This is a genomic window from Streptomyces sp. NBC_00986, assembly GCF_045162565.1.
Lineage (GTDB): Bacteria > Actinomycetota > Actinomycetes > Streptomycetales > Streptomycetaceae > Streptomyces.
This window is the reverse complement of record NZ_CP108733.1, coordinates 4794101-4808460: the sequence shown is the minus strand read 5'-3', so window position 1 is coordinate 4808460 and position 14360 is coordinate 4794101. Positions and strand designations below refer to the sequence as shown.

Below are 14360 nucleotides of genomic sequence, written 5' to 3'. Positions count from 1 at the left end.
CCTAGAAGAACGTACGGATGTAGTCGACGACCGTCCCGTCCGCCTCCGCCACCGGGATCAACTGCCACTTGTCGAAGGACGTGCAGGGGTGGGACAGGCCCAGGCCGATCCAGTCACCCACCTCAAGGTCCGCCTCCGGGGCCGTCCGCAGCCAGGCGTGCTGGTCGGACAGCCCCGTCACCTCGACGCCGGTCGCCGGGCGCTCGGTGCCGTCGCGGCGGACGACCTGGGCGACGGGGAGGTCGAGGTCGTAGGCCGCGTCCCGCTTGCCCGCGTTGGCGAAGGCCTGCTCGGGGGAGGGGCGGGAGACGATCTGCGCCCAGAGCCGGAACGCGGGCTCCAGGGCGCCCTCCTCGGGGATGCGGGTGAAGGGGGTGATCTCGCGGTAGTGGCCGTCGTCGTGCGAGACGTAGGCGCCCGAGCGCAGCAACTTCAGCGCGGGGAGCGAGAGTTCGGGCAGTTCGGCGAAGACGTCGGCCACCGCGTCGAACCACGCGCTGCCACCCGCGCTGACGACGATCTCGTCAACTCCCTGAAAACGTCCGCCCTTGTCGAACTCCACGGCCAGGGAGGTCAGTCGCCGCAGCCACGCGTGCACCCGCTCCGGATCCGCCTCCGGCACCTCTCCCTCGTACCCGGCGACCCCCACCAACCGCAGTGTCCCTACGGCGGCCACCGCGTCCGCGACCGCCGCGCACTCCGCCTCCGTGCGCACGCCGGTGCGGGCGCCCTCGCCGGCGGCCAGTTCGACGACGACGTCCAGCGGGCGGGCGGCGCCGCGCAGGGCCGCGTCCATCAACTCGACGCCGCGCACGGAGTCGACGTAGCAGATGAAGCGGAAGTCCTCGTCGGCGTCCAGTTCGGAGGAGATCCACTTCAGGGCCGCCGGGTCGACCAGTTCGTTCGCGAGGAAGATGCTGCCGATTCCGAACTGCCTTGCCACGCGCATCTGGTGGGGGACCGCGAGGGTGATGCCCCAGGCGCCGTGGGCCAGTTGGCGGTGGAAGAGCTGAGGGGCCATGGAGGTCTTGCCGTGCGGGGCGAAGGCGAGGCCGTGGCGGGTCGCGTACGTCTCCATGAGGCGGAGGTTGTGGTCCAGGCGCTCGGCGGAGAGGGCGAGGACCGGGGTGGTGAAACCGCCGGTGAAGAGGTTGCGGCGCTGGGCCGCCAGCTCGGTGACGGTGAGGCCGTCCGCGTCCGGGGGGAGGCCCTTGAAGCGGTGGTCGACGCGTTCCCCGGCGAGCCGGGCGAGCGCTTCGGTACCGGAGTCGCGGACCATGGGGCCTCCCTGAGCTGGAGTGTTGCAATCCCTGCAACATTCATTGCGTATATCGCTTACCGCTGTCTAACATCTCGCCCAACACCGGGTCAACGGAGCCGCCGCCCCCGGCGCACCGGACGAGGAGCCATCACCATCGTGACCGCCGACGGACAGTCCACCGCCGCCCGTGACGTCGTGGACGTCGTAGCGCTGGGCGAGTCCATGGTCACGTTCCTACCCAGCCGGCCCGGCCGCCTCGCCGATGTGCCGTCCTTCGATCGCGCCATCGGCGGCGCCGAGTCGAATGTCGCCTGCGTGCTGGCGGCCGCCGGGCACTCCGTCCGGTGGGTGAGCCGGGTGGGGGCCGACGGGTTCGGCGATCATCTTGTCGAGACCATCGGCGGGTACGGGGTCGACGTGTCCGCCGTACGGCGTGATCCCGCGCGGCCTACCGGCATCTACTTCCGCACCGCCGGGGACCGGGCCACCGACGCGCACGAGGTGGCGTACTACCGGGCCGGTTCCGCCGCCTCCGCGATGGCCGCGGGGAACGTGGACCTCGACGCCGTACGGGCCGGGCGGGTGCTGCATCTGTCCGGGATCACCCCGATGCTCTCCGAGGACTGCCTCGGGCTTGTGTATGAGCTGACCGCGATCCGCGCGCACCGCCCGCTGATCTCCTTCGACGTCAACCACCGCCCGGCGCTGGGGCGTTCGGCCGACGGGCCGAGTGTGCTGCTGGAACTGGCGCGTGGCGCCGACCTCGTGTTCGTGGGGGAGGACGAGGCCGCCGAGGTCTGGGGGCTCGTCGGGGCCGATGCCGTACGGGCCGCGTTTCCCGACCCCGAGACGCTGGTCGTCAAGCAGGGCGGGCGCGGGGCCACCGTCTTCCACCGGGGCGACACCACCTTCGTGCCCGCGCCGCACGTCGACGTCGTGGCCGCGGTCGGTGCCGGGGACGCCTTCGCCGCCGGGTTCCTCTCCGCGACCCTGCGGGGACTTCCCGTACGGGACCGGCTCCGGCACGGGCATCTCACGGCCGCCGCCGCCCTCACCGTCCCCGGCGACCTCGCCGCGCCCCCGGTCCGCGACCACGCCGACCGGCTGGTCGCCCTGGACGACCAGGCGTGGGGGAGACTTCGACTCGGCCCCGGCTGGACCGACGCCGCCGACTGGGCCGACGAGGAGGTATGTACGCCATGAGTCAGACCGTCGACCGCGCGCTCAGCATCCTGCCGCTGCTCGCCGAGGGCCCCGCCGACCTCGGCCAGGTCGCCGAGCGTCTCGACGTCCACAAGTCGACGGCCCTGCGCCTCCTGCGCACCCTGCACGAACACGGCCTGGTCTACCGCCAGTCCGACCAGCGCTACCGCCTCGGCGCCCGCCTCATCGCCCTCGCCCAGGAGGCGATGGAGAACCTCGACATCCGTGAGATCGCCCACCCCCATCTCGCCCGGCTGAACGAGCAATGCGGTCATACCGTCCACCTCGCGGTGTACGAGGAGAACGAGGTCCTCTACATCGACAAGGTGGAGAGCCGCTATCCGGTGCGCATGTACTCGCGGATCGGCAAGCCCGTCGCGATCACGGTCGCGGGCGTGGCCAAGCTGCTGCTGGCCGACCTCCCGGAGGGCGAGCGCCGGGTGCTCGCCGACAAGCTCGAATACCCCATGTACACCGCCCGCTCCACCCCCAACGCCCCTGCTTTCCTCCGGGAGTTGGAGAAGGTGCGGGAACAGGGCTGGGCCACCGACCTCGGCGGCCACGAAGAGTCCATCAACTGCGTCGCCGCGCCGATCCGGGGCGCCGACGGACGGGTGGCCGCCGCGATGTCGGTCTCCGCGCCCAACGTCGTCGTCACGGCCGACGAACTCCTCACCCTGCTCCCCCTCGTCCGTCGTACGGCGGACGCCATCAGTGGTGAGTACTCCGGCCGAACTACCACCAGGGACACCGAATGACCGAGAAGACCGCCCTCACCCCCAAGACCCACACCGCCCCGCCCGCGAAGTTCTCGCACGGCGTCCGCAAGGGGAACATCCTCCAGGTCGCGGGCCAGGTCGGCTTCCTCCCCGCCGAGGAGGGCAAGCCGCCGACGCCGGCCGGGCCGACCCTGCGCGAGCAGACCCTCCAGACCCTGGCCAACGTCGAGGCGATCCTGGAGGAGGGCGGCGCGAGCTGGGAGGACGCGATGATGATCCGCGTCTATCTGACGGACGTGGACCACTTCGCCGAGATGAACGCGATCTACAACGAGTACTTCGAGGGCCGCGTCGAGGTGCCCGCCGCGCGCACGACGGTCTACGTCGGACTGCCCGCGGGCCTGCTCATCGAGATCGACGCGCTGGCCGTCCTCGGCTAGCACTGCTCCAACTCCCGCACACCGTACGACGGTTCGGCACCCCCCGGGGTGCCGCGCCGCGATCCCCCCTGCCCGGCTGCGCCCTCCGGGGGGCATCCCCCAGACCCCCGGACCCATGCTCTTACGACGACAACGAGGACCCCCACCATGTCCCTACCGCTCGCCGCCACCGCCCCCGCGACACCACCCCACACCGGAGGCCTGCTCCTCCTACTGGACGGCACAGCAGGCCTGTTGACGGTCGCCGCCCTCGGGATCGCGCTCCTCCTCTTCCTGATCATCAAGGTCAGACTCCAGCCCTTCGTGGCCCTCCTCGCCGTCTCCATAACCGTCGGCCTGCTGTCCGGCCTCTCGGTCACCGAACTCTTCGGCACGGTCCAGCGCTCGGACGCCGTCTCCACCATCGAGTCCGGCATGGGCGGCATCCTCGGCCATGTCGCGATCATCATCGGCCTGGGCACGATGCTCGGCGCGATCCTCGAAGTCAGCGGCGGGGCCGAGGTGTTGGCGTCCCGGCTGCTGAATCTGTTCGGCGAGAAGCGGGCCCCGCTCGCCATGGGCCTCACCGGCCTGATCTTCGGCATCCCGGTCTTCTTCGACGTCGGCATCTTCGTCCTCGCGCCGATCGTGTACGCCGCCGCCAAGCGCGGCGGCAAGTCGATCCTGCTGTACTGCCTGCCGCTGCTCGCCGGCCTGTCGATGACCCACGCGTTCCTGCCGCCGCACCCCGGCCCGGTGGCCGCGGCAGGCCTGCTCCACGTCCAGCTCGGCTGGGTCATCCTCATGGGCATCGTCTGCGGCATCCCCGCCGTGCTCGCCGCGTGGGCCTACGCCGCCTGGGTCGGCAAGCGGATCTTCGTCGCCGTACCGCAGGACATGGTCGAGGCGGCGGCCGAGGCGAAGCAGGCGGTCATCGACGAACAGCGGGAGTCCGGCGTCGTACCGCAGGAGAAGCCGGTGTCGCTGGGCACGGTCCTCGCGATCATCGGTACGCCCCTGGTGCTGATCCTGGCGGCGACCTTCTCGTCGATCGCCTTCGACCCGTCCACCGGCCGCTCGGTGTTGGAGTTCTTCGGCAGCCCCTTCGTCGCCCTGACGATCGCTCTCCTCCTCGCGTACTACCTCCTGGGTCTGAGGCGCGGCTGGTCCCGTAAGTCCCTGGAGACCGTCTCCACCGCGTCCCTCAAGCCGGTCGGCAACATCATCCTGGTCGTCGGCGCGGGCGGGGTCTTCGGCGCCGTCCTCAAGGCGAGCGGGGTCGCGCAGGCCCTCTCGGACACGTTCCACGACGTAGGCCTGCCAGTGCTCGTGCTGTCGTACCTGATCTCGCTGGTACTACGGGTCGCACAGGGTTCGGCGACGGTGGCGATCGTGACGACGGCGGGCATCGTGGCCCCGCTGCTGGCCGAGGGCGACCACTCGCAGGCGTTCGTCGCGCTGGTCATCATGGCCATCTCGGCGGGGTCGATCTTCGCCTCGCACGTCAACGACGGCGGCTTCTGGATGGTGGCGAAGTACTTCGGGATCAGTGAGCGGGACACGTTGAAGACGTGGACCGTGCTGGAGTCGGTGCTGTCGGTCGCGGGGTTCGCGGTGGCGGCGGTGCTCAGTCTGTTCGTCTAGTCCTATTTTCGTGCGGTGCCATGTAGGCGTCTGATAACGAAGTAGGGGCTGGCTGTGCCCGACACAGGATCGTCGACCATACTGCCCGCTGTGGAGCAGCGCATAGGTTCGAGCAGCCAGCCCCTGGAGGGCGCCGGATTCGACCCGGCCTTCGTCCCCGGGCTCACCGCACCCGCCGTGTCCTCCGACAAGCCGGAGGACACGAAGCCGAGGGACGCGGAGCCCGAGGACGCGAAGGCCGAGGAGCCGGCGACCCCGGAGGAACCGAACGAGTCCGAAGGGTCGGAGGAGTCGCCGGTCGCGAAGGTCGACGTGGAGAAGGCCGTTGCCGAGGACGACGATGACGACGCGGAAGACGCCGACGCGGATGACGACGAGGAGTCGTCCGAGGGTGACGGTCCGGTCTTCGAGGCGTCCGACCGTCGTGCGGAGATCGTCGCCGACGGGAAGGGCGTACGACTGCGCCTGGACGACCAGGCCTGCGAGTTCCGCTGGGACGAGATCGGCGCGATAGAGACCGAGTCCCCGCGCTTCGGCAAGCGGTTCACCATCACGGTGCACACGCCTGACCGCCGTTGGTACCCGATCGAGATCGAGGCGGCGGCTCGGAGCAGGTTCGCCGAGTGGGAGACGCAGTTGGACGCGGTCCTCGACGCGTACTTCGACGACGGTGACGAGGACGAGGCCGACGGGTCCGACGAGGTGGACGAGGCGGCGCTCGCCGCGGCGGAGGCCGAGGTCCGCGAGGACTGAGCACCAAGGCCGGGGCCCGGTCGGCCCGCCGTCAGCTCTTCGTGCCGAAGACGGTGAGGGCGTAGGTCGTGGGCGTCGGGCCGCCACCGTACTCCCGGAGGTAGGTGGCGGCCGGCCCGGCCCGGTACAGCGGGCTGGTCACCGTCAGGCCGGCCCTGGCGTACGTCCGGTCCACGGACGGGACGACGCCGTCGAGCCAGCGGGCCGCGGCGGCCGGGTCGGAGCCGGGATGGTCCAGCCGGACACAGGCGCGCAGGAAGGCAGCCCGGCCGGGCGCCTTCGCGGTGGCCGTGCACGTCAGCGACTTCAGGCCACCGGCGAGGTTCCACACCACAGCCATCCCGAGCTCGGTGCCCCCGGACGGATGCGCCGTCCCTTCCTCATGCCGTACGGCGGGTTCGTCGTCCTTGGCGGAGTCGAACTTCTCGCGGGCGCCGAGGCCGATGTGCCACTGCTTCGCCAGGGCGTCGACGAAGGCCGTGCCCGTGTAGCCCTGCGACAGCACCCCGAAGTGGACGGCCTTCGGGACCCCGCTCTCGTCGACGGTGGTCGGCCGGGTCGGCCAGGTGGTGAGACCGGGGGTGGCGGAGGCCCGCGCGGACGGCTCCGCGGAGGCGGCGGCCGACGGCGAACCGCTGGTGGCCGCGGCGGCCGTCCCGGCGGACGAGGCGCTGTCGTGCGAGGACGAACACCCGGCGAGGGGCAGGGTCAACGCCAGTGCCACGGCGGCGAGATGGCGGGGACGGGCGGCCGGGAAACGCATGGGCGGGGCTCCGGGACATGAGACGAGGACGCGGGCGGCGGTGCGTCGCACTGCCCGGCCGGAACCGGGTCGCGGGCGCACCGCCGTGGTGGTGAGGAGGCATCAGGAGTCGGTGAAGCCGGTGTGGTCGCTGCGGTTGACGTTGTCGAGTTGGATGTCGGCACCCTGCCACAGCCGCGGAGCGCCCGTGGAGGTCCCGGCGGAACAGCCGGAGCACGGCATCCCATCCACGGGCCAACTGCCGGTGATTCAGAGCCAGTTCGGGCTGAGGGCGATCGTCCGGAGCTGGTTCATGGTCAGGGCCGGGGCCGTGCGGGTCGCGGGGGTGTCCTGGGCGCCGGAGTTGAAGGCGCTGATCACCACCCGCCTTCCGTCCGTCCTGATGGTGTCGACGGTCCACATCACGACACCGGAACCGCCCTTCTCGCCCGGGCCCTGGTGCTCGGCGACCTTCGTGCCGTCGGACAGGACCTCCGCGTCGGAGCCGAACAACTGGCCCTCGACATCCGACATGTCCGCCTGGACGTTGACCTGTACGAGGGTCTTGCCCTTGCCGTCGTCGACGACGAGATAGCCGAACCCGGCGTCGTCCGTGTCGCCGGCCTCGGACACCTTGAGGCCCTTCGGCAGCAGGTTCCGGAGTGTGGAGGTGACGGACAGGGTGGCTCCCGTCTCGCTCGGACTCGGCGGTGTGACCGGGGAGTTGGGGTCCACCGGCATCGCGTCGATCGCCTCCCGCCAGGCCGTGGCGGCGGCCACCTTCCTCAACTGGGCCGGGGACAGCGGGGGTTGGCTCCTGGTGATCGGCGCGTCCTTCTCGGCGGCGGCGTTCCACTCACTGACGCTGACGTGCTGCCCCTGCGGGGTGACGAGTTCGGCGCTCCACAACTTGGTGTCCACCCGGCGGTCCGGATACTCGTACCCCTGAAGGACCATGACCACCGACCCGTCCGCCAACCGGCTCGTGCGGCACGCGTCGTAGTGCGTGAACACCTTCGCCGGGCACTGGGTCGTCTGCCGCGCCTGGTCACTCCCCGGCTGCACCCGTCCCAGGCCGACCTCGACGGCCGACGCGCCCTTGCCGTCGTCGTAGACGACATGGACGTACGGCGACGGTTCCTCGTCCGTGCCGCGGGCCTCGACCTTCGAGAACGTGCCCTCCGGGAGCAGCTTTTCGAGCGTGTTGACGAGCGCGGCTCCGGAGACGGGGGTGGGTGTGGACGTGGCGGTGGGCGTCGCGGCGGTGGCGTGCGCGGCCTGTGCCTCGGCGGGGTTTCCGCTGGGCAGGAGCAGGGCGCCGCCCACGCCGACGAGGGCGATACCGGCCGCGCCGCTCATGACGGCGGCGTTGCGGCGGCGGAGCAGGCGCCGGCGGCCCTTGAGGGCGCCGGCGGTGGCGAGGGCGGCCCGGTCGGTCTCGAAGGCGTTGCCCGCGTCGTGCAGGCCGGCGGTGAGCCGTTCCTCGAAGGGGTCGAGGGGTTCGCTGTGCTGGGTGTCGGGCATGGCGGACCACCGTTTCGCATCAGGGGCTTGAGAGAGATTCGTACACAGGGCTTGCGGGAGAAGGGAGTTGAGGGCTGGTGCGGGTGTTCAGGGGCGGGCGTACTCGTCGAGGTTCTCGCCGAGCAGTTCGCGCAGTCGGCCGAGCGCGCGGACGCAGCGGGTGCGTACGGCGGCCGAACTGACGTGCATCACGTCGGCGGTCTCCTCGACGGACCGGTCCTCCCAGTACCGCAGGACGACCACGGCGCGGTCCTTGGCGGGCAGCCGGGAGAGGGCCTGGAGCAGGGTCAGCCGGAGCGGTGTGTCGGCACCCGGGGCGCCGGGGTCGGGCAGGTCGGGCAGGACGTCGGTGGCGCGTTCGGTGCTGCTGCGGCGCCGCTGGTGGGCGAGGTAGGTACGGGTGAGGACGGTCTGGGCGTACCCGGCGGGGTTGCCGACCCGGGACAGCCGTCCCCAGCCGACGTACAGCTTGCCGAGGGTCTCCTGGACCAGGTCCTCGGCGAGATGCGTGTCCCCGGCGGTCAGCAGACAGGCGGACCGGTAGAGATGCCCGGCGCGCGCGGAGGCGAACTCCGCGTACTCGTCGGCACGTTCGTGTCGTCTCATGCCTGATCCCCCTGTTTTCGCGGGCTGTTGCCGGCGCCGCCCTCACTTGTACTGATGCGGTGGGCCCACAGAAATGTTTCAGGTCCGGGGGGATCGCCGGGGCGGCCAGGGCCGACAGGCGGGGCAGGTAGGGTGCTTCACCGGTTGTCTGATCTTCGCCGGAGGCTTTGTTGACCACCCCGCCGCCCGTTCCCCCCACCCAGGCGCCGTACCAGAACCCGTACCAGTCGCCGCCCTACCAGACACCCCACCCGGCATACGGCCGGCCGGGCCCCGCACCGGCACCCGCGCCGATGGTCCCCCTGTGCCAGGTGTGCGGCGCGGGCCCCGCCGCGCGGGTCAGCGTCCGGGGCCACCAGGGCATGATCGTGATGATGCGATTCCTGCGCCACCAGGGCGTGTTCTGCAAGACCTGCGGTACGGCCGTCTTCCGCGGGATGCAGACGGACACCCTGATGCTGGGCTGGTGGGGCCCGTTGTCGGCCTTCATCACTCCGGTGACGCTCCTGGTGAACCTCCTCTCCGCCCGGTCCGTCCTCAACGACCTCCCCGCGCCGACGACTTGGGGCTGGCGCCCGCCCCTCGACCCCGGCAAGCCGGTGCTGCGACGCCCGGCGGGCCTGATCGCCCTCGTACCGATGGCGGTGGTCGGCCTGATCGTGGCGGCGGTCTTCACGCTGTTCGCGATCGGGCTCGTCGGGGCGCTGATCTGAACCACCCGCCCGACCCACGTGCGCCCCGAACACGCCCGCCCCGCGCCTCCGCCCGCCGGGGTGTCCGGGTCGGGGCCACCTTGTCCTCCGGGGCCGGCCGTGACGACCATGTCCTTGACCGCGTAAGCCTGTTGCAGCGAGGGGGAACTGTCGTGTTCGACAACCTGGGTGACCTGGGGAAGCTCAAGGACAAGGCCGAGGAGATCGCCGGGGAGCACGGTGACAAGATCGCCGACGGGCTGGAGAAGGCCGGTGATCTCGTCGACGAGAAGACGGACGGGAAGCACAGCGAGCAGATCGACACCGCGGTCGACAAGGCACAGGACCTGGTGGAGAGGCTCGCCGCGCAGGCCGCGGACAGCGAGAAGAAGGACTGACGGGACCGGCAGGAGGGGGCGAACTCTCAGCCCACGGGGTCGAGTTCGTCGCTTCCCGTCGGGAGCGTGCGCATCGTACGCAGCGGTGACAGGAAGTTCGGGAGGACGCTCGCCGTCATGCCCGCCGCGCCGATCCACAAGGTCGCCGTAGCGCCGAACACCGAGCCCGACGTCCCGCCCAGCAGTCCGCCCAGCGGGATTCCGCCCCAGGACACGAACCGGGCCGTCGCGCTCACCCGGCCCAGGAGCCGGTCCGGGGTGAGGGTCTGCTGGAAGCTCGACTGGGCGACGACGCGGACGACTCCGCCGAAGGAGAGCGAGGCGAGGCCGGCCGCCGCCACGCACACGCTCCAGCCCGGGTGGGCCAGCGGCATCAGGACGGTCAGCGGGCACGTCACGAGTGACGCGAGCCAGATGACCCGGCCCTGGCCGACCCACCGCGCGACCCGGGTCGCCGACAGCGCGCCCAGCAGCGCACCGCAGCCCATCCCCGACAGGACGAGGCCGATACCGGAGGAGTCGAGGCCCAACTCCCGTTCCAGGAAGACCAGAAGCATGGTCTGGTACATCACCAGGAACAGGTTGAAGATCGCGTCGCTCAGCATGATCGCCCGCAGGGCCGGGTACTTGAGGACGAACCTCAGGCCCTCCTTGATGTCGCGGCCCAGCCGGGACCGCTCGCTCGGCCCCGACTCCCGTTCCGGCGGGGCCTCTTGCTTACGGATGCCGAGCGCCAGCAGCCCCGACGTCGCCATCCCGGCCGCGCTCACCAACAGCGTCGCGGGCGCCCCCACCCAGCCGACCAGCGGTCCGGCGATCCCCGGCCCGCTGATGCTGGTCACCGAGCGGATCGCCGAGAGCTTCGCGTTCCCCTCGACGAGGTTGTCGCGCCCCACCAGATGCGGCAGGTAACTGACGTACGCCACATCGAAGAAGACCGTCAGCACCCCGTGGACCAACGCGACCGCGTACAGCCACCACACGGTCAGCAGCCCCGCCCACCACGCCACCGGCACCGTCACGAGGACCAGCGCCCGCGCGAGATCGGTGCTGATCATCACCGACCGTTTCCGCATCCGGTCCACCCACGCGCCCGCCGGCAGCCCGACCAGCAGCGAACCCGCCGTGGTCATCGCGGTCAGCAGCCCGACCTGGAACTCGTCCGCGTCCAGCGCCACGATGGCGACGAGCGGCAGGGCGAGGAAGATGATCCGGTCGCCCAACTGCCCGAGCGCGGTGGCGGCGAACAGCCGCCCGAAGTCCGGTTCGCGGAGGAGTCCGAGCCGCGGGGGTAAAGCCATACGGGGCACCTGCCGGGAGGTCGACGTCACGGATGATCACGTCAACCTAACCGAGAGGGTGGGGAGCGCGACCGACAGCGGCCGCGCTCCCCACCCTCCTTGCCTACCGAGTATTACGGCAGCGCATGCACATGCGCCCCCACCGAGTTAGACCACGAACTGCCCGCGGCCGCATCCCAGTTCGTCGACCATGTCATCGCGCCCCGCAGGTCGGGGTACGTCTTCGACGGCTTGAAGGTGCCGCAGTTGGTGCCGGCGGTGAGGCAGTCGAGGGCGTTGTTCACGATGGTGGGGGAGACGTAGCCGCTGCCGGCCGCGCTCGTGGAGGCCGGGAGGCCCAGGCCGACCTGGGACGGGGCGAGGCCGCCCTGGAGCTGGATGCAGGCCAGCGCCGTCAGGAAGTCGACCGTGCCCTGGCCGTAGACCTTGCCGTCGCAGCCGAGCATCGTGCCGCTGTTGTAGTACTGCATGTTGACGACCGTGAGGATGTCCTTGATGTTCAGGGCCGTCTGGAAGTACGCGTTCGACGTCGACTGCATGTCGATCGTCTGCGGGGCCATCGTGATGACGAGCGACGAGCCCGCCTTCGAGGAGAGGGACCTCAACGCCTGTGTCATGTAGGTCGCGTTGATGCCGTTCTCCAGGTCGATGTCGACGCCGTCGAAGCCGTACGTCTGCATCAGGGAGTAGACCGAGTTGGCGAAGTTCGTCGCGGACGTCGAGTCGCTCACCGAGATCGTGCCGTTCTGGCCGCCGATCGAGATGACGACCTTCTTGCCGGCCGCGTGCTTGGCCGCGATGTCCGCCTTGAACTGGTCGACCGTGTAGCCGCCGAGCCCGGCCGAGTCGAGCGTGAAGGAGACCGCGCCAGGCGTCGAGGTCGCGTCCGCGAAGGCGACCGCGATGATGTCGTACTGGGAGGAGACGGCCGAGAGCTTCTGGACGGTCGCGCCGTTGTTGAAGTTCTGCCAGTAGCCGGTCACCGCGTGCTTCGGCAGCCCCGTACCGCCGTTGCCGCCCGTCGCCGTCGTCGTGCCCGTCACCGCCGTCGACTTGCCCGACTCACCGGCCGAGTTGGTCGCCGTGACCTGGAAGGAGTACGCCGTGGAGGCCGCAAGTCCCGTGATGGTGGCGGACGTTCCCGTCACCGCCGTGATCTTCGTGCCGCTGCGGTAGACGTTGTAGCCCGTCGCTCCCGACACCGCGCTCCACGCGAGGGAGACCGAGGAAGAGGTCGTCGAGGAGACCGTCAGACCCGTCGGTGTCGCCGGGACCGTCGGGGCGGGGTCGCTGCCACCGCCGCCGTCGGGGCCGTAGACCGAGATGTCGTCCGCGTAGTACGCGGCCTGGCCGTACCAGCCGTGCGTGTACACCGAGACGGACGTGGTCGAGGCGCCCGTCGTGAACGTCGTCGAGAGTTGCTTCCACGACGCGGTGTCGGGGGTCCACGTCGACACGTCCGTCGTGCCCGTGCCCGTGACGCCCAGGTAGGAGTAGCCGCCCTGCACCCACGCGCTCAGCGTGTACGTCGAGTTGGGCTTCACCGCCACCGACTCGCTGCACTGGGCGTTGTCCTGGCCGGCCGGGGTGGCCTTCAGGGCCGCCGCGCCGCTGTGGACCGGGGACGAGACGGTCGTGCCGCTGCCCGCCGTACAGGTCCAGTTGGTCAGGCCCGACTCGAAGCCGGCGTTCTTGGCGTTGTTGATGTCGGCGGCGGACGCCTGGCCGGTGCCCGCGAAGGAGAGAGCGAGGGCGGCCATGGCGACCCCGGCCCACAGACGTCTTTTCCTGAGGACGGGCATGCCTGGTGCGCGGTCCACTGATGCCTCCGGTGGGGGAGTTTGGAGGGGATGTGACTGTGACTGTGCCGACGGTGGCCACCGCTGGGAGTCCCAGAGTTGGTCCAGACCAATCTGATGTCAAGAGGTCCAGACCAACTTCGCCAACGTCGGCCTCGGTGCTTCCGCCGCGATCAGATGCGCGACCTGCCCCGTTTTGGCATGTTGTGTGCGATGACAGTTGCCGCACAGCTACAGAAACGCTGTTCTCCGGTCACAGGGGCGTGGTTACAGTGCTGAGGTAGTCACGCAGTGAAGTCAACTCGGTGTGCCGGAGTAATGCCGGTGGGCCGACAGGCGTGAGACGGGGAGCTGCGCGTGCCAACTGCCATTGCCGTGACCAGCGCCGACATGGCGCTGCCGCCACAGGACGAACGGACCCTGCCCGCCGTCGTCCTGCGGGACCTCGATCAACGACCGCTGGACCAGGCGTTGTCGGAGATGCAGGCCCTGATCGACCAGCACGGGCATGTCGTCGTCGTGTCCTCGCAGGCCGTGTCCGAGGGTGTCGACCGACGGCTGCACACGATCCGGTCCATCCTGGAGACCGACCGGATCGCCCTGTTCCGTCCGAATCTGCCCCCGCTCGGACTCGCCGTCCTGGCCCGGCAGTTGAGGCAGCTGGCGTCCTGCGACCTCAGTCCCGGTGTGCTCGCCTCGGCGGGCCGGCTGCTCACGCACTACATCCACGCCGGCGCGCTCCTCGGCTCGGTCACCAAGCTGGACCGGGTCCCCGTCGGCCTCAAGCAGCACGCCAAGTCCTGGGTGCCCGGCAGTCAGTTCGCGGTGATCGCCCACCCCGAGCCGCAGTTGGTCCGGGTCGGCCCCGGAGTCACCCTGGAGGGGCCGGAGTTCGGCACCTGGATGCTGGTCGCCAAGGGGCAGCTGCAGTCCGACTGGATCGGCACCACCCTCGCCCCGGCGTGGAACGCGATGGGGCTGCGCGAGGCCACCCTGCCCGCCGAGTCGGTGACCTGGTGGGGTACGAACAAGCTGATCGAGTTCTGTACGTATCTGCCCGACCTGTCGGTGCTGTACCAACTGGTCACCTCTGTACGGCAGTCCGTGTGCCACTGGTGCGGCATCGACGTCATCGGCGACCGTTGTGTCTTCTGCTCCGCCACGCCGCCCGTTCACGAGAACCAAACGTCGAGCGGATAAGTCCTCAACTCACAGGACACGCTTACAGCACACGAATTCGCCAGACCTGGTTCGATCCGCTCATTTCCGCTCGACCGATATCCCCAATGAGGTTGTACG

General features: G+C 70.3%; 15 protein-coding genes. 8 read left to right on the top strand and 7 right to left on the bottom strand.

The window, feature by feature from the left end; translation table 11 throughout:
- Position 1 precedes the first annotated feature (1 nt).
- A complete protein-coding gene (locus tag OG504_RS20885) occupies positions 2–1279 on the bottom strand; it encodes an amino acid deaminase (protein ID WP_405991193.1) in 1278 nt (425 codons plus the stop codon).
- 138 nt (positions 1280–1417) lie between these two features.
- Between OG504_RS20885 and OG504_RS20880 the strand changes: the two genes are divergently transcribed.
- The 5 genes from OG504_RS20880 (at position 1418) to OG504_RS20860 (ending at position 5999) form a co-directional block, all read left to right on the top strand.
- On the top strand, positions 1418–2464 hold the full coding sequence (locus OG504_RS20880) for a sugar kinase (protein ID WP_405991192.1): 1047 nt from the start codon (positions 1418–1420) through the stop codon (positions 2462–2464).
- Complete coding sequence (locus OG504_RS20875; protein ID WP_327401632.1) at positions 2461–3222, top strand: IclR family transcriptional regulator; 762 nt, start codon at positions 2461–2463, stop codon at positions 3220–3222. The genes OG504_RS20880 and OG504_RS20875 overlap by 4 nt, the downstream gene beginning before the upstream one ends.
- Positions 3219–3623 carry a RidA family protein gene (locus tag OG504_RS20870; protein ID WP_405991191.1) on the top strand — a complete coding sequence of 135 codons (405 nt, stop codon included), beginning with the start codon at positions 3219–3221 and terminating at the stop codon, positions 3621–3623. Before OG504_RS20875 ends, OG504_RS20870 begins: the two co-directional genes overlap by 4 nt.
- Before the next feature lie 147 nt (positions 3624–3770).
- Entirely contained in the window at positions 3771–5246 is a 1476-nt protein-coding gene (locus OG504_RS20865) for a GntP family permease (protein ID WP_405991190.1), read from the top strand.
- A gap of 90 nt (positions 5247–5336) precedes the next feature.
- Positions 5337–5999 carry a hypothetical protein gene (locus OG504_RS20860; RefSeq protein WP_405991189.1) on the top strand — a complete coding sequence of 221 codons (663 nt, stop codon included), beginning with the start codon at positions 5337–5339 and terminating at the stop codon, positions 5997–5999.
- 31 nt (positions 6000–6030) lie between these two features.
- Here OG504_RS20860 and OG504_RS20855 read toward each other — a convergent pair whose 3' ends face one another.
- From OG504_RS20855 to OG504_RS20840, 4 genes are all read right to left on the bottom strand, one after another.
- Positions 6031–6762 (bottom strand): hypothetical protein, encoded by a 732-nt coding sequence (locus OG504_RS20855; protein WP_405991188.1) that lies wholly within the window; start codon positions 6760–6762, stop codon positions 6031–6033.
- Between the two features lie 102 nt (positions 6763–6864).
- Positions 6865–6993: a hypothetical protein gene (locus OG504_RS20850; protein ID WP_405991187.1), complete on the bottom strand. Its 129-nt coding sequence runs from the start codon at positions 6991–6993 to the stop codon at positions 6865–6867.
- A gap of 18 nt (positions 6994–7011) precedes the next feature.
- Positions 7012–8265, bottom strand: a complete 1254-nt coding sequence (locus OG504_RS20845) for a hypothetical protein (RefSeq protein WP_405991186.1) — start codon at positions 8263–8265, stop codon at positions 7012–7014.
- A gap of 87 nt (positions 8266–8352) precedes the next feature.
- Positions 8353–8871 (bottom strand): SigE family RNA polymerase sigma factor, encoded by a 519-nt coding sequence (locus OG504_RS20840; protein WP_405991185.1) that lies wholly within the window; start codon positions 8869–8871, stop codon positions 8353–8355.
- 170 nt (positions 8872–9041) lie between these two features.
- Between OG504_RS20840 and OG504_RS20835 the strand changes: the two genes are divergently transcribed.
- Positions 9042–9584 carry a hypothetical protein gene (locus OG504_RS20835; protein WP_405991184.1) on the top strand — a complete coding sequence of 181 codons (543 nt, stop codon included), beginning with the start codon at positions 9042–9044 and terminating at the stop codon, positions 9582–9584.
- 152 nt (positions 9585–9736) lie between these two features.
- A complete protein-coding gene (locus OG504_RS20830; protein WP_405991183.1) occupies positions 9737–9961 on the top strand; it encodes an antitoxin in 225 nt (74 codons plus the stop codon).
- Between the two features lie 26 nt (positions 9962–9987).
- Here the strand turns inward: OG504_RS20830 and OG504_RS20825 are convergent, their stop codons facing one another.
- On the bottom strand, positions 9988–11262 hold the full coding sequence (locus OG504_RS20825; RefSeq protein ID WP_405991182.1) for an MFS transporter: 1275 nt from the start codon (positions 11260–11262) through the stop codon (positions 9988–9990).
- 113 nt (positions 11263–11375) lie between these two features.
- Complete coding sequence (locus OG504_RS20820) at positions 11376–13064, bottom strand: chitinase (RefSeq protein ID WP_405996385.1); 1689 nt, start codon at positions 13062–13064, stop codon at positions 11376–11378.
- Between the two features lie 387 nt (positions 13065–13451).
- Between OG504_RS20820 and OG504_RS20815 the strand changes: the two genes are divergently transcribed.
- Positions 13452–14261: a hypothetical protein gene (locus tag OG504_RS20815; RefSeq protein ID WP_106971174.1), complete on the top strand. Its 810-nt coding sequence runs from the start codon at positions 13452–13454 to the stop codon at positions 14259–14261.
- Positions 14262–14360: the final 99 nt, after the last annotated feature.

Coding starts and splice junctions, on each gene's coding strand:
- OG504_RS20885 (WP_405991193.1), bottom strand. CDS start 1,279: ATGGTCCGCGACTCCGGTACCGAAGCGCTCGCCCGGCTCGCCGGGGAA.
- OG504_RS20875 (WP_327401632.1), top strand. CDS start 2,461: ATGAGTCAGACCGTCGACCGCGCGCTCAGCATCCTGCCGCTGCTCGCC.
- OG504_RS20870 (WP_405991191.1), top strand. CDS start 3,219: ATGACCGAGAAGACCGCCCTCACCCCCAAGACCCACACCGCCCCGCCC.
- OG504_RS20865 (WP_405991190.1), top strand. CDS start 3,771: ATGTCCCTACCGCTCGCCGCCACCGCCCCCGCGACACCACCCCACACC.
- OG504_RS20855 (WP_405991188.1), bottom strand. CDS start 6,762: ATGCGTTTCCCGGCCGCCCGTCCCCGCCATCTCGCCGCCGTGGCACTG.
- OG504_RS20845 (WP_405991186.1), bottom strand. CDS start 8,265: ATGCCCGACACCCAGCACAGCGAACCCCTCGACCCCTTCGAGGAACGG.
- OG504_RS20840 (WP_405991185.1), bottom strand. CDS start 8,871: ATGAGACGACACGAACGTGCCGACGAGTACGCGGAGTTCGCCTCCGCG.
- OG504_RS20825 (WP_405991182.1), bottom strand. CDS start 11,262: ATGGCTTTACCCCCGCGGCTCGGACTCCTCCGCGAACCGGACTTCGGG.
- OG504_RS20820 (WP_405996385.1), bottom strand. CDS start 13,064: ATGCCCGTCCTCAGGAAAAGACGTCTGTGGGCCGGGGTCGCCATGGCC.
- OG504_RS20815 (WP_106971174.1), top strand. CDS start 13,452: ATGGCGCTGCCGCCACAGGACGAACGGACCCTGCCCGCCGTCGTCCTG.